This window comes from Dickeya zeae NCPPB 2538 (assembly GCF_000406165.1).
In the GTDB taxonomy this organism is placed as follows: domain Bacteria; phylum Pseudomonadota; class Gammaproteobacteria; order Enterobacterales; family Enterobacteriaceae; genus Dickeya; species Dickeya zeae.
Genome location: NZ_CM001977.1, coordinates 2,572,584 through 2,595,480, shown reverse-complemented (window position 1 = coordinate 2,595,480; position 22,897 = coordinate 2,572,584). Strand labels below are relative to the sequence as shown.

The window sequence follows — 22,897 nt, the reverse complement described above, 5'->3', positions numbered from 1 at the left end:
GAGTGATAGCGTGATGAAAAATACGATCCCCGATGTGCCGCTTTCTGGTGTCGATGTCCTGTTCGTCGCTGGCTTTGGGCCGATAACGGTGTCGGTGCCGACCAGCCAGACGTTCTATCAGACCTTGTTGAATCTGCCGATAAAACCGATGGAAGGTAATTACGCCTACCTGACCTGCGATACGTTGGACGGTGTGAAGCACTTTGCATTATGGCCGCTGGCACAGGCGAGCCAGTCCTGCTTTGGTACCGACAGCTGGCCGTCAACCTATCCGATTCCGCAAGGCTGGATGGAACTGGAAGTGGCGGATATCGGGGCGGCGACCGAGGCAATCAAACAACAGGGTTACCCATTACTGGTGGATAACCGACTGGAACCCTGGGGGCAGACGGTCACCCGCTTCCTCAGCCCTGAGGGGCTGCTAGTGGGGGTGACCCATACGCCGTGGCTGAGGGTTGAACCTTAAGCCGGGCACAGCCCCAACGCTTGCACGGCCTGCTCTAACGCGGCCTGCAGCAATTGGCGATCGTGGTGGTGAGGGACATCGTGTGCCCCCAGCGGCTGTCGGATAATCAGGCGGTCGTTCACGCCGTGGGTATCGGTTTGGGGAGCGACAACAACGGCATCGATGATACGCCGGTTGATCTTGCTTTCGATGAGTTGCAGCTTTTGGGCCAGTGTCAGACGGGTGGCTATCTGGCTTTGTTCAGTCCCCAGATTACCGATATAGACCACCGGCGCACGTGCGTTGTGCAGCGATTGAGCCAGATCGGTCAGCAGTAAAGGCGGCATCAGGCTGGTGAGAAAGCTGCCTGGCCCAATCAGGATCAGGTCTGCTTCGGCTATCGCTGTCAACGCCTCTTGTGTGGCCGGTGCGCTTGGGTAGAGCATCAAATCTTGCGGCAGTGCGGCGAGTTGATCGACCGCCACTTCGCCGTACACCGGGTTGCCTTGCGCATCAATCGCCATCAGGTCAACCGGCTGCTCTGACATTGGGATCAAGAGCGCGTCGACGTTAAGCAGATTGCGTATCAGGTTGATGGCTTCCAGTGGACGCACGCTGAGGTGATCCATCGCTTTGAGCATCAAATTACCCAGGTTGTGGCCGGACAGCTCGCCGTTGCCGTTGAAGCGGTATTCAAACATGGCGGAGGCGACACTGGGGGTGGTGATCAACTGATTAAGGCAGTTACGGGTGTCGCCCCAGGCAATACCGCCTTCCGAGCGGCGAATGCGCCCGGTAGAGCCGCCATTGTCGGTGGTGGTGACAATGCCTGTCAGCCGCGAGCCGAGAAAAGAGAGCGATGACATCACGCGCCCCAGTCCATGGCCGCCACCCAGCGCGACCACGCTACCCAGCTCCGCCAACGTGCGATTGCCCATACCTGCCCTTATATTTCGGTTATCTACCCTAAAAAGTAGCGGTTATATACCACATCTTTGCCCAAAGCTGCATAAGCGCCAACAGAAAATTTCAGCGCTGGTTATCAACAGGGTAAAGGGCATCTGCCCGACTCGCGGCAAACCGTACCGCGAATACTGCAACGTCTGGTGGTGAACAGGCTGGCTGGATATCAGACAGGCAACGATACCGAGGGGGGAATATATTTTTTCCTGATTTAATTTGTAATAAATTATTCTGTTATATCTCTATCGATATTTACCATTAATTTGTTTTCAAAGGACTTTTAAAATTATCATTTGATTTTATTGTTGATTGATAATGAATTTATTAAATGATGTCCAAACTGTTATAGTCTAAATAACGCAGACTGTTTATACCCATTCACTCCTGCCCATTTTAAGATCAGTGCCGGTGGTATCTCGCCTCGGCGCGATATTTCCCGCGCGTTATGTCATCGGCGCACGTCGGCGCTGTTTCCTGATTCTGGCCTGCGTGCCAGCCGACAAGTAAAACGATAGCAGGGCTGATAACAGTCCAGGGGTAAGGCATGTTTGGACTCGATGCATTTCATCTGGCAAGGATACAGTTTGCGTTCACGGTATCCTTCCATATCATTTTTCCCGCCATCACTATTGGGCTGGCCAGTTTTCTGGCTGTGCTGGAAGGGTTGTGGCTGAAAACCAGAAACCGCGACTACCGTGATCTCTACCATTTCTGGTCGAAAATCTTTGCCGTTAACTTTGGTATGGGTGTGGTGTCCGGTCTGGTGATGGCCTACCAGTTTGGTACCAACTGGAGCGGTTTTTCGCAGTTTGCTGGCAGCATTACCGGCCCATTGTTGACCTACGAGGTGCTGACCGCATTCTTTTTGGAAGCCGGTTTTCTCGGTGTCATGTTGTTTGGCTGGCAGCGGGTCGGGCCGGGGTTGCACTTTTTCGCGACGTGCATGGTGGCACTCGGTACGATCATGTCCACGTTCTGGATCCTCGCCTCCAACAGTTGGATGCAGACCCCGCAGGGGCACGAAATTCATAACGGTGTGGTGGTGCCGGTAGACTGGCTGGCGGTTATCTTCAATCCCTCTTTCCCGTACCGACTGATGCATATGGCGACGGCGGCATTTCTTGCCAGCGCCTTTTTTGTCGGTGCGTCTGCCGCCTGGCATTTGCTTCGGCGCAACGATACCCCGGCAATTCGCAAAATGTTGTCGATGGCGCTTTGGATGGCGTTGATTGTCGCCCCCATTCAGGCGTTGCTGGGCGATATGCATGGTCTGAACACGCTGAAATACCAGCCCGCTAAAATTGCCGCGATTGAAGGCCACTGGGATAACCCACCCGGCGAACCGACACCGTTGATTTTGGTGGGCTGGCCGGATATGGAGCGTGAAACCACCCGCTATGCGTTGGAAATTCCTTATCTGGGGAGCCTGATCCTGACCCACAGTCTGGATAAACAGGTTCCGGCATTGAAGAGCTTCCCTAAAGACGAACGGCCCAACTCGCCGGTGGTGTTTTGGTCGTTTCGCATCATGGTCGGTTTGGGAATGCTGATGATCCTGCTAGGGGTTTTGGGGTTGTGGCTGCGCTGGCGTCAGCGTTTGTATCAGTCGCGGCCATTTTTGTGGTTCACCCTGCTGATGGGGCCGTCGGGGTTGGTCGCCATTCTGGCCGGTTGGTTCACCACCGAAGTCGGCCGTCAGCCGTGGGTGGTTTACGGCCTGCAACGCACCCGTGAGGCGGTATCGGCACACGGTGACCTACAGATGAGCGTGAGTTTGCTGCTATTTATTGCGGTGTACCTGTCGGTATTTGGCGTGGGGTATGCCTATCTGGTGCGCTTGATTAAAAAAGGACCGCGACCGGGTGAGGGGGAGGGTGCGCCCAACGGCGAACCGGGACTGGCGCAGACACCAGCGCGACCGTTATCGGCGGCGCAGGACGTGTTGGGAGAGGGGAAATAACATGGGTATTGAGCTTTCTGTTGTCTGGTTCACCATCATTATTTTCGCCACCCTGATGTATATCGTGATGGACGGTTTTGATCTGGGTATTGGCATTTTATTTCTGACTCATCAGCACCCGGCCGACCGGGATGTGATGGTGAATACCGTCGCCCCGGTGTGGGATGGCAACGAAACCTGGCTGGTGCTCGGCGGGGCCGGGTTGTTTGGTGCCTTTCCGCTGGCTTACGCGGTGATCGTCGATGCGCTGACCATCCCGCTGACGTTGATGCTGGTGGGGCTGATTTTTCGCGGTGTGGCCTTCGAGTTTCGCTTCAAAGCGACGCCGTCACACCGTCCGTTTTGGGACCGTGCCTTCCTGTGGGGATCGGTGGTGGCGACCTTTTTTCAGGGGGTGACCGTCGGGGCGGTGCTCAATGGTTTTGAGGTGACCGATCGCCATTTCTCCGGCCCGGTATTCGGCTGGCTGACACCGTTTTCGCTGTTTTGCGGTGTTGGGCTGGTGGTGGCGTATGCGCTGCTGGGCTGTACCTGGCTTATCATGAAAACCGGACAGTCGCTGCATAGCCGTATGTCGGCGCTGGCACCGTCGCTGGTGGCGTTGTTGTTGGTGGTCATTGGCGTCATCAGCGTGTGGACGCCGCTGGCTCACCCCGTCATTGGGCAGCGCTGGTTTTCGCTGCCCAATCTGTTTTGGTTCCTGCCGGTTCCGATTCTGGTGGTGCTGTGTGCGGCAGGTATTGTGCGTAGTGTTCGCCGCCAGGCGCATTACGCGCCTTTCCTGTTGACGCTGGGGCTTATCTTCCTGGGCTTTACCGGGCTGGGTATCAGCCTGTGGCCGATGATCATTCCACCGCGATTGACCCTGTGGGACGCCGCTGCGCCACCGCAGAGCCAGGGATTTATGCTGTTTGGTGCCTTGCTGATTATCCCGGTTATTCTGGGGTATACCTTCTGGAGTTACTACGTTTTCCGGGGAAAAGTAAGGCCTGAGGAGGGATACCACTGATGGCGGGGACAAACGCGCCATCGCTATGGCGACGGCTGTTATGGATGGTCATGTTATGGGGAGCCAGTGTGCTTGCACTCGGTGTGGTCGCAACGGTATTTCGCCTGCTGATGACGGCTGCCGGGCTGAAAACCCACTAACCATGAGTCACATCGCTTAATTGGCATCAATCAGCCTCTGCATGAGCACGAACCGCCCGCTGTAGCATCGCGGGCGGTTTGTGTTAACTGTACAACCTGTCGCCATTGGGAGCGGTTTACTCCGATGGGAGTAGAGGATATCGGTCATACCATGATACAGGTCAGAAAAATTGATCGGATTTCCGCTATGCTGAACGTGAAAATAGTGAATGAAATCCGCTATATACAAGATTATATACCGCATTTTCAGTGACGGATGGCTTGATTTGGCGATAGACTTCATGAAGTAATCACGGTTATCCGACATCGGTGTTCGATGCCGGGAAATCAAACTCCTAGCCTTGGAACCTACGTTCGAGAGTCAGCGCGAATAGGGTTTCCTGGCCGTGACCTGAGGGGTCACCAGGGTGCAGGGTAGAAATGCCCGCATCTCCCGTATTTGGAAAGGTGTTTATGGTGAGTCAACTGACCGATGCGTTTGCGCGCAAGTTTTACTATTTGCGTCTGTCGATAACGGATGTTTGTAATTTCCGCTGCACTTATTGTCTGCCGGACGGCTATCAGCCCAATGGCGCGACCCCTCATCGTTTTTTGTCGTTGAATGAAATCCGCCGTGTTGGCCGGGCGTTTGCCGAACTGGGCACGGAAAAGGTGCGTCTGACCGGTGGCGAACCCTCTTTACGACGGGATTTTGTCGACATTATCGCTGCGATTCGTGAAAATCCGGCTATCCGTACGCTGGCGGTGACCACTAATGGCTACCGGCTGGCGCGGGATGTGGCGAGCTGGCGCGACGCCGGGTTGACGGCGCTCAATGTCAGTGTCGACAGTCTGGATGCCCGGGCGTTTCACGCCATTACCGGGCAGGACAAATTCCGTCAGGTGATGGACGGCATCGATGCCGCTTTCGCTAACGGATTCCAGCGGGTGAAAGTCAACACCGTACTGATGCGTGATGTTAACGACAACAGCCTGCACACCTTTCTGGAATGGATCCGCACCCGGCCTATCCAACTGCGCTTTATCGAACTGATGGAAACCGGCGAAGGGCGCGAGATGTTCCGCCGCCATCATGTTTCCGGGCAGGTGATTCGCGAGCGTCTGTTACAGCAAGGCTGGCAACAGCAGGTTCGTTCGCGCAGCGATGGCCCGGCGCAGGTATTCTCGCACCCGGACTATCAGGGTGAGGTGGGGCTAATCATGCCGTATGAAAAAGACTTTTGTCAGAGCTGCAATCGCCTGCGGGTCTCGGCCATCGGCAATTTGCATCTGTGCCTGTTTGGCGAGCAGGGCATTCCTCTGCGCGATTTGCTGATGGATGACGAGCAACTGGACGCGCTGAAATTGCGTATTTCCGGTGGCCTTGGCAGCAAACGAGAGTCGCATTTTCTGCATGATGGCGACAGCGGCATTACCCCGAATCTTTCCTTTATTGGCGGCTAAGCGGCCGCGCAATACGGTATTACGCATACCGTTACGGAGTGTTTATGAGCAAGGTCAGCAGTGAATTTGTTCCTCTGCGTGTGGCGGTAATGACGATATCCTCCCGCCGTACGGCCGACGACGACACGTCTGGTGATTATCTGCGCGAAGCATTGCAGCATGATGGGCACCATCTGGCGGGCAGCGCGATTGTTAGTGAAAACCTCTACCACATCCGTGCACAGGTATCTGCCTGGATAGCCCGCGAGGATGTGCAGGTGATTCTGATTAACGGTGGTACCGGCTTTACCGCTGGCGATCTCGCACCGGAAGCTATCCGGGTATTGTTTGATCGCGAAATCGAAGGATTTGGCGAACTGTTCCGCATGGTGTCCTATGAAGAGATAGGCACTGCTACTATCCAGTCGCGCGCCATTGCCGGTATGGCTAACCAAACGGCGATTTTTGCGATGCCGGGCTCGACCAAAGCCTGTCGTACCGCCTGGGAGCGGATTATTCGCGAGCAACTGGATGCGCGCCAGAAACCCTGTAACCTCTATCCTCACCTGAAAAAGTAAGCTGTTATGTCACAACTGACCCACATTAATGCCGCCGGTGAAGCGGCGATGGTGGATGTTTCCGACAAGGCAGAGACCGTGCGTGAAGCACGTGCCGAAGCCTTTGTGGAAATGGCACCGCATACCCTGTCGATGATTATCGACGGCAAGCATCATAAAGGCGATGTGTTCGCCACCGCCCGTATCGCCGGCATTCAGGCCGCCAAACGCACCTGGGAGTTAATCCCGCTGTGCCACCCGCTATTGCTCAGTAAAGTTGCCGTTGAATTGGAAGCGCAACCGGAACATAACCGGGTGCGCATCGAATCCCTGTGTCGGTTAACCGGTAAGACCGGGGTGGAAATGGAAGCATTGACCGCCGCCTCGGTCGCGGCGTTGACCATTTATGACATGTGCAAAGCGGTGCAGAAAGACATGGTGATAGGGCCGGTACGGCTGTTGGCGAAAAGCGGGGGTAAATCCGGTGACTTTAAGGCGGAGGCATCATGATTACGGTGTTATTTTTCGCGCAGGTGCGCGAGCTCACCGGTATTGACCGGTTATCCCTGCCTGCCGACTATCAGGATGTGGCATCGCTGCGTCAGGCGCTGTGTGAACGTGGCGACCGCTGGGCGCTGGCGCTGGAAGACGGCAAGCTGCTGGCGGCGGTTAACCAGTCGCTGGTGGCGATGACGCATCCGCTGACCGATGGCGACGAAGTGGCGTTTTTCCCGCCGGTTACCGGAGGCTGACATGGACACACGTATTCGGGTAGGACAGGAACCGTTCAGCGTAGGCGACGAGTACAGCTGGCTGTCAACCAGCGATACTGACGGCGCCGTCGTCACGTTCACCGGCAAAGTGCGTAACCATAATCTGGGGGATAACGTCAGTGCGTTAACCCTGGAGCATTATCCGGGGATGACGGAAAAAGCGCTGGCTGAGATTATCGAGGCGGCACGTGAGCGCTGGCCGATTCAGCGTGTCAGCCTGATTCATCGTGTCGGGGCGCTTTTCCCCGGTGACGAAATCGTGTTTGTTGGCGTCAGCGGTGCCCACCGTCAGGCTGCGTTTGATGCGGCGCAATTCATCATGGATTACCTCAAAACGCGTGCACCGTTCTGGAAGCGGGAAGCCACGCAGGATGGTGACCGTTGGGTCGATGCCCGTGATAGCGATCGACAGGCGGCAGAACGCTGGTCCTAAGCGGTGACGGCGGTGGATTGATTGCCGCCGCTACACCATTGCTGGCGATATGATTTTACTACTGGAATAAAAACGATAAAAAGCAGCCGCTTATAAAAGTTGCATCACTATAGTGTTCGAATAATAATTAATAAGAATCATTTTTATTTCTATTTTTATGCAACGATAATGAGCCGCGGTGATTTTTCGCCGGATTCGCTTTTATTGTCATACAGTTAATTGCCATACAGTGAAAAAGGATAATGGTATGAAACGGCGTATAGCTTCCCTGTTCCCCGCCACATTGCTGGCGTCTTCCCTGATGATGGGACTGTCCTTCGGCGCACAGGCGGAGGATGCAGGTATTGTGATTTACAACGCACAGCATGAAAACCTGGTGAAATCCTGGGTAGACGGCTTCACTCAGGATACCGGTATTAAAGTGACGCTGCGTAACGGCGGCGATAGCGAGTTGGGTAACCAACTGGTGCAGGAAGGCAGTGCGTCACCGGCTGACGTATTTTTGACGGAAAACTCGCCATCGATGGTGCTGGTGGATAACGCCAACCTGTTCGCACCGCTGGATGCCGACACGCTGGCGCAGGTGGAGCCGCAGTACCGTCCATCCCATGGGCGCTGGATTGGTATCGCGGCCCGTTCGACGGTATTTGTTTACAACCCGGAAAAACTGACCGAAGCACAATTACCGAAATCATTGATGGATCTGGCGAAACCAGAATGGAAAGGACGCTGGGCGGCGTCTCCGTCGGGTGCAGACTTTCAGGCGATTGTCAGCGCGATGCTGGAGTTGAAAGGCGAAAAAGCAACGCTGGACTGGCTGAAGGCGATGAAAACCAACTTCACGGCCTATAAAGGTAACAGCACGGTGATGAAAGCGGTGAACGCCGGTCAGGTCGACAGCGGCGTTATCTATCATTACTACCCGTTTGTCGACGGTGCGAAAACTGGCGAAAACAGTAAAAATGTCCGTTTGTACTACTTTAAGCATCAGGATCCGGGTGCGTTCGTCAGCATCTCTGGCGGCGGCGTGCTGGCATCGAGCAAGCATAAAGAACAGGCTCAGGCATTCATGAAGTGGATCACCGGCAAGAAAGGCCAGGAAGTGCTGCGCACCAATACCGCGTTTGAATACGCTGTGGGCGTCAATGCGGCTTCTAACCCGAAACTGGTTCCGCTGAAAGACTTGCAGGCTCCTTCCGTGGACGCTGCCAAACTCAACGGCAAGAAAGTGGTTGAGCTGATGACCGAAGCGGGTCTGCTGTAATAAGTCAGTGTAGGGCGGGAGTCCAATAAGACCGATGGCCGATGTGGAATGGAAAGTCGCTGGTGTGGGAATGCCACCACCAGCGCGTTCGGGGGCGAAGCCGTACCGGATAGCAGGCGGCAGTATGGCGCTGATGGCGCTACTGCTGTCACTGCTGGCGTTATTGCCGCTGGGTTTCGTCGTGGGGGTAACCTTTACTACGGGCTGGGAAACAGTAAAGACGCTGGTATTCCGGCCCCGGGTTGGGGAACTGTTGCTCAATACCGTGTTGCTGGTGGCGATCACGTTGCCGCTGTGCACGCTGTTTGGGGTAGCGTTAGCCTGGTTGACCGAACGTACCACGTTGCCGGGGCGTCGGATGTGGTCGCTGTTACTGACCGCACCACTGGCGGTGCCCGCCTTTGTCCAGAGTTACGCCTGGATCAGCCTGCTGCCTGGCATGAATGGCCTGGCGGCAGGCGTGTTTCTGTCGGTGCTCGCCTATTTCCCGTTTATTTATCTGCCGGCGGCAGCGGTACTGCGTCGGCTTGATCCCAGTCTGGAAGATGTGGCGACCTCGCTGGGTGCCAGACCCTGGCGCGTTTTTTTTCGTGTGGTGCTGCCGCAACTGCGTCTGGCGATATGGGGCGGCTCGCTGCTGATTGCGTTACACCTGCTGGCGGAATATGGCCTGTACGCCATGATCCGCTTTGATACCTTCACCACCGCGATTTTCGAGCAGTTCCAGTCGACGTTTAACGGCCTGGCGGCAAACATGCTGGCAGGCGTGCTGGTGCTGTGCTGTCTGGGGCTGTTATCGCTGGAAGCCCTGACGCGGGGGCGTGCGCGCTATGCCCGCGTGGGTTCCGGTAGCGCTCGCAGTCAGACCCCCTGGCGGCTGTCGTCATCAGCCGCGTTGATGTACGGATTACTGCCGCTGGCGTTAACCACGCTGGCGCTCGGTGTTCCGTTGATGACGCTGGCCCGCTGGTTGTGGCTTGGCGGCATAGAGGTATGGCGTAATGACGAACTGTGGCCCGCGCTGCGTCAGACTCTGTGGCTGGGTATCAGCGGTGCTGTGTTGGTCACGCTGTGTGCGTTCCCGATGGCCTGGTTGTCGGTACGCTATCCCTCACGACTGTATCGCCTGCTGGAAGGGTGCAATTACGTGACCAGCGCGTTGCCGGGCATTGTGGTCGCGCTGGCGCTGGTCACCGTGACTATTCATACTCTGCGACCGCTTTATCAGACTGAATTCACCTTACTGTTGGCCTATGTGCTGATGTTTATGCCACGGGCGTTGATCAACCTGCGCGCGGGTATTGCGCAAGCGCCGGTTGAGCTGGAGAACGTGGCGCGCAGTCTGGGATGTTCACCGGGGCGTGCATTGTGGCGCATTACGCTCAGGCTGGCAGCACCGGGTGCGGCGGCCGGGGCGGCGCTGGTGTTTCTGGCGGTGACCAACGAATTGACCGCCACCTTGCTACTGGCACCCAACGGCACCCGGACGCTGGCGACCGGTTTCTGGGCGTTGACCAGTGAAATTGACTATATGGCGGCCGCACCTTATGCGCTGATTATGGTGGTGCTGTCGCTCCCGCTGACCTGGTTGCTTTATTCCCAATCGAAACGCACGGCAGGCTTATGAATACGCTCGAACTTTATGGCATCGGTAAATCGTTTAACGCCGTTACGGTGCTCGATGGCATCGACTTGCAGGTCGCACCGGGCAGCCGCACGGCGATTGTCGGCCCTTCTGGTTCCGGTAAAACCACGCTGCTGCGTATCATCGCCGGTTTTGAAGCGCCCGATAAAGGCACCGTGCGTTTGCAAACACGCGTTGTAGCCGATGCGGATCAGTGGGTGCCTGCGCACCTGCGTGGTATCGGTTTTGTACCGCAGGATGGCGCGCTGTTTCCGCATTTTACCGTGGCGCAGAATATTGGTTTCGGGCTTGAGGGCAGTAAGCAGGACAAACAGCGGCGTATTGATGAGTTGATGGAAATGGTGTCGCTGGACTCACGGCTGGCGGCGTTGTGGCCACATGAACTGTCCGGCGGTCAGCAACAGCGGGTTGCGTTGGCGCGCGCCTTGTCGCAACGCCCGGCGTTGATGCTACTGGATGAGCCGTTTTCCGCGCTGGATACCGGCCTGCGTGCTGCTACCCGTCAGGCGGTGTCGGCGCTGCTGGCGGAGGCCGGTGTGGCGTCCATTCTGGTCACCCATGATCAGGCAGAGGCGTTGTCGTTTGCCGATCAGGTCGCGGTAATGCGTCAGGGACGGTTAGTGCAGGTAGGGTCGCCGCAGTCGCTGTACCTGCGCCCGGCGGATGAAGGTATCGCCGCGTTTCTGGGCGATACGCTGGTGTTGCCTGCACAGCTTACTGGGGGGCGTGCCGCCTGTGCGCTGGGGGATGTGGCAGTGGATGATAATCAGTCTGCCGGGGTGGCGCGTATCATGTTGCGCCCGGAGCAGATTCAGGTCACGCTGGCCGAACCTCACGCAACGCCACAGGCGGTGGTGACCGGCATTGAGTTCGCCGGATTTGTCTCTACGCTACGTCTGCGCATGACACAAGGCGAACAGGTGATCGAACTGAAAAGCGTGAGTCGGGAAGAGATTGTTGTGGGCTGTGGCGTCAATCTGACGGTGGCAGGACGGGCGCATCGGCTTGACTAACCCCTGCGCGGGAAACGGTTGCATTGGGCGGGGGTAGCGGTCGGGTGAATGCCTGTCGGGCGGTGTTCCGTTTTGCAGGAATTACGATCCTTGTTGAGAAAGTGTTACCCGTTGTGCGCGTGGTTTTGTGTTAAGCTGAAAGTCAGGTGGGCGTAAGCCTGTTGTGTTTCACTTCTCATGCAAAGGTTGCATCATGGATCGATTTCCACGTTCTAACGGTTCCATCGTTCAACAAGCCAGCACGGGTCTGCAAACCTATATGGCGCAGGTCTATGGCTGGATGACCTGTGGTTTGCTGCTGACGGCGTTTGTCTCCTGGTATGCCGCCAATACCCCGGCGGTGTTGCAGCTGGTGTTTTCCAGCAAAATTACCTTTTATGGACTGGTGATCGCCCAACTTGGGCTGGTGTTTGTGCTGTCCGGCATGGTGCATCGCCTGAGTGGTGGTGTAGCGACCACGCTGTTCATGCTGTACTCCGCGCTGACGGGGCTGACGCTATCCAGTATTTTCATCGTGTATTCCGGTGAGTCTATCGCCAGCACGTTTGTGATCACGGCCGGGATGTTCGGTGCCATGAGTCTGTACGGGTATGTCACCAAGCGTGACCTGACCGGTCTGGGCAGCATGCTGTTTATGGCGCTGATTGGTATCCTGTTGGCGACCCTGGTGAATTTCTGGCTGAAGAGTGAAGGGCTGCAACTTGCCATCACTTACATCGGTGTACTGGTGTTTGTCGGCCTGACGGCGTATGACACACAGAAATTGAAAAACATCGGTGAAGAGCTGTCGGTTGATGACAAGGATAACTTCCGTAAGTACTCGATCATGGGTGCGCTGACGTTGTATCTGGATTTCATCAACCTGTTCCTGATGCTGTTGCGTTTATTCGGCAGCCGTCGTTGAGGTTGTTAACAAACAACCGGATTGTTTTATGAACGGTGAAGTTTGTCTGGTCAGTGAATGATTTCGTGCGGGATAAACGGAGTGGTTTCTTTGCCACTTCACCGCACGCACGACAATGAGAGGCTCAAACGCCGCCTCTCCTTGACCACTGGCTGGTGGGCTAAACTGTGCCGCTACGCGGTTCCTTCGGCATTCGACTTCGCTGTTCGGACCGCCCGTGACGCGTTCCATACGCGGCACGGGCTTGCGCGGCTTCCCTGCCGCGCATCCGGCGAAGTCGCCCGCCTCAGCACAGTTTTTACGCCAGAAAAACCCTTGTCTGATATACAACTCTTGTCTGATATTTAAAAGGTATCAGTAGTCCAACGGGGCAAATTGCTCTGTTAGTGTTTTTCATTTCTTTTCGCTGTCATCCACCGATGTGTGTCCCACCTGAGTTAACTGCGGACTATGCGCCGGTAACCAGCCGACCATCGATGGGAAGCGTTTCAAAAAATGGAACACCACCACGTTTTTCAGCACCTGCCAGGACGAGCGTGCCGGTAACTGTGCCGGGTCAACCTGCACGCAGTCTTCCCGTATTAACTGGTGCAGATTATCGCGTAATTGCTGGTTGAAGCCCCGATCGTTGATGAACAGATTCGCCTCCAGATTGAGCGCCAGACTGAGCGGGTCGAGATTGCTGGAACCGATGGTGGACCAATACTCATCTTGCAACGCCACTTTGCTGTGCAATGGCTGGCGGCGGTATTCGTAAATATCCACCCCGGCCTTCACCAGCCAGGGGTAGAGCAAGCGCGCGCCGAACAGCACGATAGGCATGTCTGGTTGCCCCTGAATAATCAACCGTACCCGCACATGCCGCCGTGCGGCTTTGCGCATCGCCCGCAGTAACCGATAACCGGGGAAAAAGTAGGCATTGGCAATCACCACTTCGCGTTTGGCACGCCGCAGCATCAGCAAATATTGTCGTTCGACATCGCGGCGATGCAGACCATTGTCGCGCCAGACAAACAGCGCTTGTGCGTTACCGGGATGCGGATTACGCACCGGGCGGCGAAAACGTCGCCGCCACCAGAGATGTGGCTCTTCATCGTGGACCAGCGCTGCCAGCATAAAACGGTAGATGTCATCCACCACTGGGCCGCGTACTTTCACCGCGTAGTCCTGTTTAGCTTCCGGGCCGTAATCACTCAGGTGGTCGGCGGAATAATTGATGCCGCCTATCCAGGCGGTGTGGCCGTCCACCACCACCAGCTTGCGGTGCAGCCGACGGAACAGATTGGTACGCATCAGGCCAAACAGGCGAGGGCGCGGGTCGTAAAAATGAAAACGTATCCCGGCTTCGATCATCGGTGCCAGAAAATCGGGCGACAGGTCGTGCGAGCCGTAGCCATCGGCGGTGGCGTCCACGCTGACACCGCGCCGCGCTGCGGCAATCAGTACCTCCCGTAATGCGTAGCCTACTTTGTCTTCAAACCAGATAAAGGTCTCCAGCACGACCCGATTGCGGGCCTGGCGGATAGCCTCAAACACGCTGGGGTAGTATTCGTCGCCATTCACCAGCAATTCAATGTGATTACCGTCGCGCCATTCGGTTCTCACAAATGGATCTCCACTGCCAGCGGCGCATGGTCGGATAAATGCGCCCAGGGTTTAGACGGCAGTAGCTTGGGTACACTGGTTTTGGCGTTGCGCACGTAGATACGGTCAAGCCGCAGCAGTGGGAAACGGGCCGGGAAGGTACGTGCCGGTTTGCCAAAATGTCGGCTGAATACCTCCTCCAGCCCGGCGCGGCGCTTGAGTATGGCGCTGGCTTTCATCTGCCAGTCATTGAAGTCCCCGGCGACAATCAACGGCGCGTCAGCGGGCAAGGTAGCGAGCAGGTCACACAGCAGCGAGAGTTGTTGCCGACGGTGTGAGGCGGTCAGCCCCAGGTGTACGCAGACGACATGGATATGCACATCCCGGTTGGGGACTTTCAGCACACAATGCAGAATACCGCGTTTGGCCTTGTCTGATACCGATACGTCCAGATTGCGGTAGCTAAAAATCGGGAAATGAGACAACACGGCGTTACCGTGATCGCCTTCCGGGTAGATAGCGTTGCGGCCATAGGCGTAATCATTCCACATGGTTTCTGCCAGAAATTCGTAGTGTGGGGTATCCGGCCAATGCTCCACTTGTAGTGGATGGGTAGAGTGGCGGCCTAACACTTCTTGCAAGCACACAATATCGGCGGATACCGAACGTACGGCATCACGCAGTTCAGGCAAAATAAAACGGCGATTGAGTGCGCTGAACCCTTTATGGGTATTGATAGTGAGGACAGTGAAAGAAATCCCCAATGGCGCTGGCGAAACGGTATCCATGGCTTTCCCTCGTTCCCAAGTAGCTGAAAATCAGTGTAGTCAGGATTTGGCAAGTCGTCGCTGACGCCAGAAGCAAACGATTCGCTCAGCGCTACCCTATCTTGTGCCTGAATAGCGCGTAAGCCGCGCTGCCAGTGGTCGCAGTAATGGTCAGTAACGGCCATAAACCATGCCAGATGATGCTCAGGCTGGCGTTTTTCAGATAGATCTGTTTGGTGATGTCGGTGAAATGGCGCACCGGGTTAACCCAGGTGAGCTGTTGCAGCCACATCGGCATGTTCTCAACCGGAGAGACATAGCCGGAGAGAAGGATAGCTGGCATCACGAAAACGAATACGCCGATGAAGGCCTGCTGTTGGGTCGAGCAGAGCGCGGAAATCAATAGCCCAAACCCCACCAGCGATAACCCGTATACCAACATGCTGAGGTAGAACAGCAACAGCGAGCCGGAAAACGGAATGCGATAAGCCAGGATTCCGGCTGCCAGCACGATACTGGCCTGTACGGTGGCGACAATCAGCGCTGGCACGGCTTTACCGACAAAAATTTGCCCGGTAGAGAGCGGTGACACCAGCAACTGCTCCAGCGTCCCTTGTTCCCGCTCACGGGCCACTGACAGCGCGGTGACGATCAGGACACCAATGGTGGTGATCAGCGCCACCAGCGACGGCACCACAAACCACTTGTAATCCAGATTCGGGTTATACCAGTGACGAATCACCAGGTGACTTTGGTGCGTCAGCGTCGGGGCGTTAATAAGCTCCTGCTGGTAGTCCTGCACGATTTGCTGAATATAGCGGGCAGCAATTTGGGCACTGTTGGAATGGCGTCCGTCAAGCAACAGTTGGAGACTGGTCGGCGAACCGTTTGCCAGTTGGCGGGAGAAATCAGCGGGAAAGCGCACCAGCAGCAGCGCGCGCTGGTCATCAAGCGTGGGGGCGATTGCCTGCGGGCTGTGCAACATGATGACCTGCGAAAACGCGCTGGCGCTGGCGAAACGCTGCGTCAGTTCGACGGATGCCGCGCCGTTATCTTCGCTGTAAATGGCGATGGTGGCGTCGGTGACGTCCAGCGTAGCGGCGAACGGGAACAACAGTACCTGCAACAGTACCGGTAATACCAGGATGGCGCGAGTCTGTGGCTCGCGCAGCAATGACTGTAGTTCTTTGCGGATCAGCGTCCACAGGCGATGCAACATACGCTTTTCCCTCCGTACCGCTCAGGGCGTTACTGTCCATGATCGTGCTTCGGATCTAATCGAGCCGCCGCCGGGTTTTCCAGGCAGTCAGGCCAATGAAAAACACCGCTGATGTCATCAAAAACAACAGATTCATCAGCAACACGCTGCCGATGTTCCCGGCTAAAAATAGGGTTTGCAGTGTGCTGACGAAATAGCGTGCGGGGATCAGGTACGATACCGCCTGTACCAACACCGGCATACTGTGAATTTCAAAGATAAACCCGGACAGCATCACCGCGGGCAAAAACGCCGCATTCAGCGCCACCATCGCGGCGTTGAACTGGTTACGGGTCAGGGTGGAAATCAGCAACCCCATACCTAGCGTGCTGGCGAGAAACAGACTGCTCATGCCAAACAGTAGCCACAGCGAACCACGATACGGTACGCCGAGTACAAATACCGCCACCACCACGCACAGCACCATGGCAATCATGCCCAGCACGTAGTAGGGGAGCAATTTGGTGAGCAGCAGTTCTGCGCGGGTGACCTGGGTTGATAATAATGCCTCCATGGTGCCCCGTTCCCACTCGCGGGCGATCACCAGTGAGGTCAGAATAGCGCCGATCACCGTCATGATGATGGTGATGGCACCGGGAATGATGAAATGGCGGCTGATGGCGGCAGCGTTGAACCAGTAGCGGGTCTGTACGTCAATCAGCGGTTGGTAATGGCTGCCGTTGTCTTGCGCGTATTGCTGCTGCCACAGTTGCCATACCCCCTGGGCGTAGCCCTGTACGAACTGCGCCGTATTAGGTTCGCTGCCATCGGTGATCACCTGAATCGGTGCCGAGTCTTGTGGCCGCGCCAGACGGGTGGCGAAGTCGGCGGGGATCACGATTAAGCCGCGAATTTGCCCGGCTTGCATCTTCTCTATCAGCGCCGGGCGGTTGTCGCTCAGGGTGACGGCCAAAAAGGGTGAACCGGTAAAGGCGCGCGCCAGACTATTGGCTTCGGCGCTGTGCTGCTCCATCAACACGCCGACGTTCAAACGGCTGGAGTCGAGGTTGATGCCATAACCGAAAATAAACAGCAGCAACAGTGGAATGACGAAGGCAATCAGTGCGCTGCTGGGGTCGCGCAGGATCTGGCGGGTTTCCTTCAGACACAGCGCGCGCAGCCGTCGCCAGGAAAAACGTTGATCGTTAAGGTGTTTTTTATCAAGGCTCTGGTTATCAAGGTGCTCTTCATCAAGGTCTTGCGGCATGCGTCACCTCCCGGTCGTAAGCCTGTACCAGCGTGATAAACGCCTGTTCCATGGTTGGCTCTGGCGTGTCGTCGCAGGCCGCCTGCCGCTTGAGATCGTCCGGCGTGCCGCTGGCGATAAGCCGTCCCCGGTATACCAACCCGATACGGTCGCAGTATTCGGCTTCATCCATAAAATGGGTGGTGACCATGACGGTCACGCCTTTGTCCACCATGCCGTTGATATGCTGCCAGAACTCCCGTCGGGTGAACGGGTCGACGCCGGAGGTGGGTTCGTCAAGAAACAGGATATCCGGTTCGTGCATTAACGCGCAGGCCAGCGCCAGCCGCTGGCGAAAGCCAAGCGGCAGCGAATCCGGTGTTTGCTGGAAAATGGGATGGAAATTGAACGCCAGCGCCATGCTGTTCACTTTTTCCTGCTGACGTCGGCCGCTCAGGCCGTAGACGCCGGAGAAAAAGCGCAGGTTCTGTTCTACCGTCAGGTTGCCGTAGAGCGAAAATTTTTGCGCCATATAACCGAGGTGCTGACGTGCTCGCCCGGAGCCAGTTTTGAGATCCATACCCAGCACCAGCGCCTGACCATCGGTGGGTGTCAGCAGGCCACACATCATACGAAAGGTGGTGGATTTACCGGCACCATTTGGCCCCAGCAAACCGAAGATCTCACCGCGACGAACCTGAAAATTTACCTGGTCGGTGGCGGCAAAATCACCGAATTTTTTTGTCAGGTTGCGCGCTTCGATCACCGTTTCCCGTCGATGGGTATCCAGTTGCGGCAAAATCGCCGCCAGTGACGAGGTGGCGCTGGGGCCACCTCCCAGCAGGTCAATAAACGCATCCTCGAAACGTGGTGCGGTATTTTGCACCCGATCCGGTGGCAGGTTGAGGGCATGCAGTAAGGCGTCGCGGTCTGCCTGTGGTTTGAGAATCAACCGCACGTAGCGCCCCTGAATCACCCCATCGCTCACCTGTGACTGGCGCAGCGCCTGTTGTAGCAGGCGGCGGTGATTACTGTCCGGCTGGTCGAGCAGAATGCAGCGGCCTGCCATCTGTTGTGTCAGGTCGGCGGGCGCGCCCCGGTAGAGCAGTTCGCCGTCGTTGAGTAACAGGACATCGCGGCACTGTTCCGCTTCATCCAGATAAGAGGTGCTCCACAGAATCAGCATGCCATCATCCGCCAGCTCGTGCACCATGCGCCACAGCTCACGACGGGAGATGGGGTCGACACCGACGCCTGGCTCATCCAGCAGCAATACGCTGGGTTGCCCCAGCAGCGTACAAGCCAGCCCCAGCTTTTGCTTCATACCACCAGAGAGTTTGCCAGCCAGCCGGGTGGTAAAACGGGTGAGATCGGTAAACTGCAACAGCCGCTCAAAGGTGGCACGTCGGGTATCACCGGTAATGCCCCGCAGGTCGGCGTAGAGTGTCAGGTTTTCCATCACCGTGAGGTCTTCGTACAGACCAAATTTCTGCGGCATGTAGCCCAGTCTGGCATGTAGCTGTCGGTCATCGGCTATCGGGTCGAGCCCCATCACCCGAATGGTGCCTGCGCTGGGGGTTAGCAACCCGGCCAGCATGCGCAATAGTGTGGTTTTGCCCGCCCCGTCCGGCCCTACCAGCCCGGTGACCGCTCCGGCGCGAATATCCGCACTCAGTTGCGCCAGCGCCGGTTTTTCCCGGCCAGCAAAGCGTTTTTCCAGCGCATCAAGGTGGATAAGCGGTACATCACTGGTCATGTGAGGCGTTATCCTGTTCCAGCGTGAGTGTGACCGGCATTCCCTGACGCAAACCGTCGTCTGCATCGTCCACAATGATACGCAGCCGGTACACCAGGTCAGTGCGAAGTGCCGTGGTTTCAACGCTCTTGGGCGTAAATTCAGCACTGGGTGAGACGAAGCCGATACGACCATGATAAGGGCGTCCCGGACGGCTGTCGGTGTAAATCAGCACCTTTGCCCCCGGTGCGGCACGCCCTAACTGCGGTTCACTGACGTAAGCGCGAATCCACACCGGGTGGGTCAGCGACAGGGTAAAGACGGTGCTGCCCGCATTAAGCATACTGCCGACTTCGGCCGCACGGGTGAGGATCACGCCGGGGGACGGCGCATACAAATGGGTATCCTGCACATTGAGTTGTGCCTGTGCTTCGGCGGCTTGCGCTTGTGCCAACGCAGCCTCGGCGGCAGCGATTTCCTGCGGTCGGTTACCACGTTGATACTGGCTGAGTTTTTCCCGCGCGGCCTGTAATGTTGCCTGAGCCTGATTGCGTGTTGAGCGGGCGTCTTCCAGCGTGTTGTCGGCGAGGGTGTGTTGCTTCCACAGTCCCTGCTGTCGTTGGTAGAAGCTGTTGGCGTAGTCGTAGGCGGCTTGCGCCTGCTCCACCTGAGAGCGTACCTGCGCGATTTCTTCGCTGCGGTAGCCTGCCTGTAATAGCGCCAGCTGTGCTTGTGCGTTGGCGACGCTGGCTTTCGCCTGTTGCAGCGCATTTTGCAACGGCGCGCTGTCCAGCCTGGCTAATTGTTGACCGGGCTGAACGACATCGCCTTCATCCACATTGAGTGCCGCCACGCGTCCACCTACCCTGAAACCCAGATTAACACTGCGGATATCCACATTGCCGTACAGCGTTAACGGCGTATTTTGCTGATGACGATGCTGCACCAGGGCGTAACCGACGGCCGCGATAATCATGACCGCCAGTGCCAGCCAGAGTCCTGTTTTCTTATTCATAGCGCTCCCAATGTGCTCTTGAGGTCTGGTGGTGCCCACCGAGCGTGGGATGACCTATCCCGACTGGACGATGGCATCACTGTAAGAATAATGGCTCATTCAACCGTTTGCCGCATGCTGACTGCTGACGGGGCGGTTTGATACCCCCTTCACGGACGCTACGATGGCTGAATGGGCTTTATAATCAGTAACTAATTGATATCCATAAAGAGCAAAACTATTTTGCGCACAATGCCGAGGATAAAATGTGATCGACAGATAAAAATTCCTCAAACAAGCGATTTCCTGTTACAATCGCAGGCAGTCATGCACCGTAGTTTGTGCCCATTCATCTGGAGTCGGCGTTGTGCGGCATACAAGCCGAGGCGACGCGGAACCCATCTGTCATCACCCTAAAAACTGCACCGGTAGATACCGGGTAGGGTGACTCTGGAGTTGTTCTCTTTATGTCTTTTCAATCCCTCGGTCTGAGTGCCGATATCTTGCGCGCTGTGGAAGAGCAGGGCTACCGTGAGCCGACGCCGGTTCAGAGTCAGGCGATTCCTGTCGTGCTGGAAGGGCGCGATCTAATGGCCAGCGCCCAGACCGGTACTGGCAAAACCGCCGGTTTCACCCTGCCGCTGCTGCAACTGCTGAACGAACGCCCGGTACTGGCGAAAGGTCGTCGTCCGGTGCGAGCGTTGATCCTGACGCCAACCCGTGAGCTGGCGGCGCAGATTGGCGAAAACGTTCAGGCGTACAGCAAATATCTGCGCTTGCGCTCGCTGGTGGTATTCGGCGGCGTCAGCATTAATCCGCAGATGATGAAGCTGCGTGGCGGCGTCGATATTCTGATTGCTACCCCAGGCCGACTGCTGGATTTGGAGCACCAGAACGCGGTTGACCTGTCGCAGGTAGAGATTCTGGTACTGGATGAAGCCGACCGTATGCTGGATATGGGCTTTATCCATGATATTCGCCGGGTGCTGGCGAAATTACCACCTAAACGGCAGAATCTGCTGTTTTCGGCCACCTTTTCCGACGAGATTAAAGAACTGGCTGGCAAGCTGCTGACCAATCCGGCCTCGGTGGAAGTGGTGCGCCGCAATACCCCGTCCGAGCTGGTGACGCAACACGTGCATTTTGTCGATAAGAAACGCAAACGTGAGCTGTTGTCGCACCTGATCGGCAAGCACAACTGGCAGCAGGTGCTGGTATTTACCCGTACCAAGCACGGTGCTAACCATCTGGCGGAACTGCTGAATAAAGACGGCATCACCGCTGCCGCTATCCACGGCAACAAGAGTCAGGGTGCGCGTACCCGTGCACTGGCGAATTTCAAAGACGGCGACATCCGTGTGCTGGTGGCGACCGATATCGCCGCGCGTGGGCTGGATATCGATCAGTTGCCGCACGTGGTGAACTACGAACTGCCGAATGTACCGGAAGATTACGTGCACCGCATTGGCCGTACCGGGCGAGCCGCATCGACTGGTGAAGCGTTGTCGCTGGTGTGTGTTGATGAGCACAAGCTGCTGCGCGATATTGAACGTCTGCTGAAGCGGGAGATCCCACGCATCGCTATCCCGGGTTACGAGCCGGACCCAACCATCAAGGCTGAGCCGATCCAAAACGGCCGTCAGGGTGGACGCGGCGGCCGGGGCGGCGCACCACGTCAGGGGGATCGCCCACAAGGTGAAAGAGCCTCTGCGCGTCCGCAAGGCGATCGTCCGCTTCAGCCACGTCGTGACGGCGGCGCTCGCCCGGCAGGCCGTCCGGAAGGGCAACCTGCTCGCCGTCGCCCGCCGCGTAATAAACCTGCCAACGCGCAATAATCGACTAGATGGCGGTTTTCGCCTCCGGCTGTGGCCGGGGGCGATAAAACATCACCGCATTGCCCGCCAGAATCAGCAATAATCCCAGCACCGCATTACTGCGCCATACGTACCCTTCGTACAGTGTGGAGACTGAAAGCGCCACTAACGGAAACAGCAAGGTCGCATAGGCCGCCTGACTGGCACCGATCCGCCCGACCAGCGCGAAGTAAGCGCCAAACCCAATCACCGAACCAAACAGCGACAGATAAAATAGCGAACCGAGGTATTGCAGCGAGAATTCCGGCGTGAAGCGATAACCCAGCATCAACGCTATCAGTCCCATCGCCAGCGCTCCGTACAGCATTCCCCAGGCGTTGGTCGTCATAATGTCCCGACCACTGTGTTGATGACGGGCGCTGATCATATTGCCAAGAGAGAAACCGTAGGTTCCCAGCAGGCTCAAACCGACGCCCCAGAGCAGTTGCGGGCTGCTGTTAAGACGCAACAGGTCATGCCAGAACAGCAGGAGAATACCGGCCAGCCCCAGTGGGGCGGCGATCATCACATTCCGGCTGAGCCGGGTGCCGAAAAACAGCCGACTGTTGAAGGCGTTAAACAGCACCGCCATCGAAAAAATCACCGACTCCAACCCACTGGGGATCCAGGCGACGGCATGATAAAAACAGAAGAAATTAAGACCGAAGACGGTGGCCCCCTGTGCCATGCACAATACATGCGCACGTCCACTCAACGGACGCAGGCGACGCGTCAGGATCAACAATGCCATCAGCAGCGTCGAGGCACTGGCAAAACGCCAGAAAATCGACACTTCCGGCGGAATATTGCCGTGCTGCAAACTGATGGCTATCCAGGTAGTTCCCCAAATCAATACTACGGCGCTATAAAGCAGGCTATTCATTGTCATACTCCAGAAACTACACCAGCGCTTATTATTCGGCATTGTCGAGAGGCCGGCTGTCAGCAGGTTGCGGTGAGTAGCAGAATCCTGCGGTTTTTTCTGTCGTAAG

At 56.6% G+C, this 22,897-nt stretch carries 22 protein-coding genes and 1 riboswitch; of the genes, 14 read left to right on the top strand and 8 right to left on the bottom strand.

The window, feature by feature from the left end; translation table 11 throughout:
• Positions 1-13 precede the first annotated feature (13 nt).
• A complete protein-coding gene (locus DZE2538_RS11355) occupies positions 14-466 on the top strand; it encodes a VOC family protein (RefSeq protein ID WP_038916378.1) in 453 nt (150 codons plus the stop codon).
• Here DZE2538_RS11355 and DZE2538_RS11350 read toward each other — a convergent pair.
• Entirely contained in the window at positions 463-1,383 is a 921-nt protein-coding gene (locus DZE2538_RS11350; protein WP_012885139.1) for a gluconeogenesis factor YvcK family protein, read from the bottom strand. The two genes, DZE2538_RS11355 and DZE2538_RS11350, sit on opposite strands and share 4 nt — an antisense overlap.
• A gap of 569 nt (positions 1,384-1,952) precedes the next feature.
• Between DZE2538_RS11350 and DZE2538_RS11345 the strand changes: the two genes are divergently transcribed.
• The 12 genes from DZE2538_RS11345 to DZE2538_RS11295 all read left to right on the top strand — a co-directional run bounded on the left by DZE2538_RS11345 (position 1,953) and on the right by DZE2538_RS11295 (position 12,528).
• A complete protein-coding gene (locus DZE2538_RS11345) occupies positions 1,953-3,368 on the top strand; it encodes a cytochrome ubiquinol oxidase subunit I (RefSeq protein WP_038916377.1) in 1,416 nt (471 codons plus the stop codon).
• 1 nt (position 3,369) lies between these two features.
• Complete coding sequence (gene cydB, locus DZE2538_RS11340) at positions 3,370-4,377, top strand: cytochrome d ubiquinol oxidase subunit II (RefSeq protein ID WP_038916376.1); 1,008 nt, start codon at positions 3,370-3,372, stop codon at positions 4,375-4,377.
• Positions 4,377-4,517: a DUF2474 domain-containing protein gene (locus DZE2538_RS20380; RefSeq protein ID WP_019845645.1), complete on the top strand. Its 141-nt coding sequence runs from the start codon at positions 4,377-4,379 to the stop codon at positions 4,515-4,517. Before cydB ends, DZE2538_RS20380 begins: the two co-directional genes overlap by 1 nt.
• 320 nt (positions 4,518-4,837) lie before the next feature.
• Positions 4,838-4,983, top strand: a riboswitch (molybdenum cofactor riboswitch).
• Positions 4,971-5,960 (top strand): GTP 3',8-cyclase MoaA, encoded by a 990-nt coding sequence (moaA, locus tag DZE2538_RS11335; RefSeq protein WP_038916375.1) that lies wholly within the window; start codon positions 4,971-4,973, stop codon positions 5,958-5,960. Its footprint overlaps the riboswitch before it by 13 nt.
• A 44-nt stretch (positions 5,961-6,004) precedes the next feature.
• The gene (gene moaB / locus DZE2538_RS11330) at positions 6,005-6,517 is read left to right on the top strand and encodes a molybdenum cofactor biosynthesis protein B (RefSeq protein WP_019845643.1); all 513 of its coding nucleotides are present in this window, start codon (positions 6,005-6,007) and stop codon (positions 6,515-6,517) included.
• 6 nt (positions 6,518-6,523) lie between these two features.
• Complete coding sequence (gene moaC, locus DZE2538_RS11325) at positions 6,524-7,006, top strand: cyclic pyranopterin monophosphate synthase MoaC (RefSeq protein ID WP_012885132.1); 483 nt, start codon at positions 6,524-6,526, stop codon at positions 7,004-7,006.
• Entirely contained in the window at positions 7,003-7,248 is a 246-nt protein-coding gene (gene moaD, locus DZE2538_RS11320) for a molybdopterin synthase sulfur carrier subunit (protein WP_012885131.1), read from the top strand. The genes moaC and moaD overlap by 4 nt, the downstream gene beginning before the upstream one ends.
• 1 nt (position 7,249) lies before the next feature.
• The gene (gene moaE / locus DZE2538_RS11315; protein ID WP_019845642.1) at positions 7,250-7,702 is read left to right on the top strand and encodes a molybdopterin synthase catalytic subunit MoaE; all 453 of its coding nucleotides are present in this window, start codon (positions 7,250-7,252) and stop codon (positions 7,700-7,702) included.
• 247 nt (positions 7,703-7,949) lie between these two features.
• Positions 7,950-8,966, top strand: a complete 1,017-nt coding sequence (locus DZE2538_RS11310) for an iron ABC transporter substrate-binding protein (protein WP_023639956.1) — start codon at positions 7,950-7,952, stop codon at positions 8,964-8,966.
• A gap of 124 nt (positions 8,967-9,090) precedes the next feature.
• Positions 9,091-10,593 (top strand): ABC transporter permease, encoded by a 1,503-nt coding sequence (locus tag DZE2538_RS11305; RefSeq protein WP_236306849.1) that lies wholly within the window; start codon positions 9,091-9,093, stop codon positions 10,591-10,593.
• Entirely contained in the window at positions 10,590-11,624 is a 1,035-nt protein-coding gene (locus DZE2538_RS11300) for an ABC transporter ATP-binding protein (RefSeq protein WP_038914176.1), read from the top strand. Before DZE2538_RS11305 ends, DZE2538_RS11300 begins: the two co-directional genes overlap by 4 nt.
• A 193-nt stretch (positions 11,625-11,817) precedes the next feature.
• Positions 11,818-12,528, top strand: a complete 711-nt coding sequence (locus DZE2538_RS11295; protein ID WP_012885126.1) for a Bax inhibitor-1/YccA family protein — start codon at positions 11,818-11,820, stop codon at positions 12,526-12,528.
• A 393-nt stretch (positions 12,529-12,921) separates the two neighbouring features.
• Here the strand turns inward: DZE2538_RS11295 and clsB are convergent, their stop codons facing one another.
• The 6 genes from clsB to hlyD all read right to left on the bottom strand — a co-directional run bounded on the left by clsB (position 12,922) and on the right by hlyD (position 20,073).
• Positions 12,922-14,133: a cardiolipin synthase ClsB gene (gene clsB / locus DZE2538_RS11290; protein WP_038916373.1), complete on the bottom strand. Its 1,212-nt coding sequence runs from the start codon at positions 14,131-14,133 to the stop codon at positions 12,922-12,924.
• On the bottom strand, positions 14,130-14,900 hold the full coding sequence (locus DZE2538_RS11285; protein WP_038916372.1) for an endonuclease/exonuclease/phosphatase family protein: 771 nt from the start codon (positions 14,898-14,900) through the stop codon (positions 14,130-14,132). The genes clsB and DZE2538_RS11285 overlap by 4 nt, the downstream gene beginning before the upstream one ends.
• Before the next feature lie 91 nt (positions 14,901-14,991).
• Positions 14,992-16,098: an ABC transporter permease gene (locus DZE2538_RS11280; protein ID WP_038916371.1), complete on the bottom strand. Its 1,107-nt coding sequence runs from the start codon at positions 16,096-16,098 to the stop codon at positions 14,992-14,994.
• 55 nt (positions 16,099-16,153) lie between these two features.
• Positions 16,154-17,344, bottom strand: a complete 1,191-nt coding sequence (locus DZE2538_RS11275; protein WP_038916370.1) for an ABC transporter permease — start codon at positions 17,342-17,344, stop codon at positions 16,154-16,156.
• On the bottom strand, positions 17,328-19,079 hold the full coding sequence (locus tag DZE2538_RS11270) for an ATP-binding cassette domain-containing protein (RefSeq protein ID WP_038916369.1): 1,752 nt from the start codon (positions 19,077-19,079) through the stop codon (positions 17,328-17,330). Before DZE2538_RS11270 ends, DZE2538_RS11275 begins: the two co-directional genes overlap by 17 nt.
• Positions 19,069-20,073: a secretion protein HlyD gene (hlyD, locus tag DZE2538_RS11265; RefSeq protein WP_038916368.1), complete on the bottom strand. Its 1,005-nt coding sequence runs from the start codon at positions 20,071-20,073 to the stop codon at positions 19,069-19,071. The genes DZE2538_RS11270 and hlyD overlap by 11 nt, the downstream gene beginning before the upstream one ends.
• Before the next feature lie 446 nt (positions 20,074-20,519).
• Here hlyD and rhlE point away from each other — a divergent pair, with 446 nt between their 5' ends.
• Positions 20,520-21,887 (top strand): ATP-dependent RNA helicase RhlE, encoded by a 1,368-nt coding sequence (gene rhlE, locus DZE2538_RS11260; protein WP_038914170.1) that lies wholly within the window; start codon positions 20,520-20,522, stop codon positions 21,885-21,887.
• A gap of 4 nt (positions 21,888-21,891) precedes the next feature.
• Here the strand turns inward: rhlE and DZE2538_RS11255 are convergent, their stop codons facing one another.
• On the bottom strand, positions 21,892-22,788 hold the full coding sequence (locus DZE2538_RS11255; protein ID WP_023639947.1) for a DMT family transporter: 897 nt from the start codon (positions 22,786-22,788) through the stop codon (positions 21,892-21,894).
• Between the last annotated feature and the right edge of the window lie 109 nt (positions 22,789-22,897).

Bases quoted from the DNA above. Each gene is read 5' to 3' on its own strand.
- DZE2538_RS11355 (WP_038916378.1), top strand. From the start codon at position 14: ATGAAAAATACGATCCCCGATGTGCCGCTTTCTGGTGTCGATGTCCTG.
- DZE2538_RS11350 (WP_012885139.1), bottom strand. From the start codon at position 1,383: ATGGGCAATCGCACGTTGGCGGAGCTGGGTAGCGTGGTCGCGCTGGGT.
- DZE2538_RS11345 (WP_038916377.1), top strand. From the start codon at position 1,953: ATGTTTGGACTCGATGCATTTCATCTGGCAAGGATACAGTTTGCGTTC.
- cydB (WP_038916376.1), top strand. From the start codon at position 3,370: ATGGGTATTGAGCTTTCTGTTGTCTGGTTCACCATCATTATTTTCGCC.
- DZE2538_RS20380 (WP_019845645.1), top strand. From the start codon at position 4,377: ATGGCGGGGACAAACGCGCCATCGCTATGGCGACGGCTGTTATGGATG.
- moaA (WP_038916375.1), top strand. From the start codon at position 4,971: ATGGTGAGTCAACTGACCGATGCGTTTGCGCGCAAGTTTTACTATTTG.
- moaB (WP_019845643.1), top strand. From the start codon at position 6,005: ATGAGCAAGGTCAGCAGTGAATTTGTTCCTCTGCGTGTGGCGGTAATG.
- moaC (WP_012885132.1), top strand. From the start codon at position 6,524: ATGTCACAACTGACCCACATTAATGCCGCCGGTGAAGCGGCGATGGTG.
- moaD (WP_012885131.1), top strand. From the start codon at position 7,003: ATGATTACGGTGTTATTTTTCGCGCAGGTGCGCGAGCTCACCGGTATT.
- moaE (WP_019845642.1), top strand. From the start codon at position 7,250: ATGGACACACGTATTCGGGTAGGACAGGAACCGTTCAGCGTAGGCGAC.
- DZE2538_RS11310 (WP_023639956.1), top strand. From the start codon at position 7,950: ATGAAACGGCGTATAGCTTCCCTGTTCCCCGCCACATTGCTGGCGTCT.
- DZE2538_RS11305 (WP_236306849.1), top strand. From the start codon at position 9,091: ATGGCGCTGATGGCGCTACTGCTGTCACTGCTGGCGTTATTGCCGCTG.
- DZE2538_RS11300 (WP_038914176.1), top strand. From the start codon at position 10,590: ATGAATACGCTCGAACTTTATGGCATCGGTAAATCGTTTAACGCCGTT.
- DZE2538_RS11295 (WP_012885126.1), top strand. From the start codon at position 11,818: ATGGATCGATTTCCACGTTCTAACGGTTCCATCGTTCAACAAGCCAGC.
- DZE2538_RS11285 (WP_038916372.1), bottom strand. From the start codon at position 14,900: ATGGATACCGTTTCGCCAGCGCCATTGGGGATTTCTTTCACTGTCCTC.
- DZE2538_RS11280 (WP_038916371.1), bottom strand. From the start codon at position 16,098: ATGTTGCATCGCCTGTGGACGCTGATCCGCAAAGAACTACAGTCATTG.
- DZE2538_RS11275 (WP_038916370.1), bottom strand. From the start codon at position 17,344: ATGCCGCAAGACCTTGATGAAGAGCACCTTGATAACCAGAGCCTTGAT.
- DZE2538_RS11270 (WP_038916369.1), bottom strand. From the start codon at position 19,079: ATGACCAGTGATGTACCGCTTATCCACCTTGATGCGCTGGAAAAACGC.
- hlyD (WP_038916368.1), bottom strand. From the start codon at position 20,073: ATGAATAAGAAAACAGGACTCTGGCTGGCACTGGCGGTCATGATTATC.
- rhlE (WP_038914170.1), top strand. From the start codon at position 20,520: ATGTCTTTTCAATCCCTCGGTCTGAGTGCCGATATCTTGCGCGCTGTG.
- DZE2538_RS11255 (WP_023639947.1), bottom strand. From the start codon at position 22,788: ATGAATAGCCTGCTTTATAGCGCCGTAGTATTGATTTGGGGAACTACC.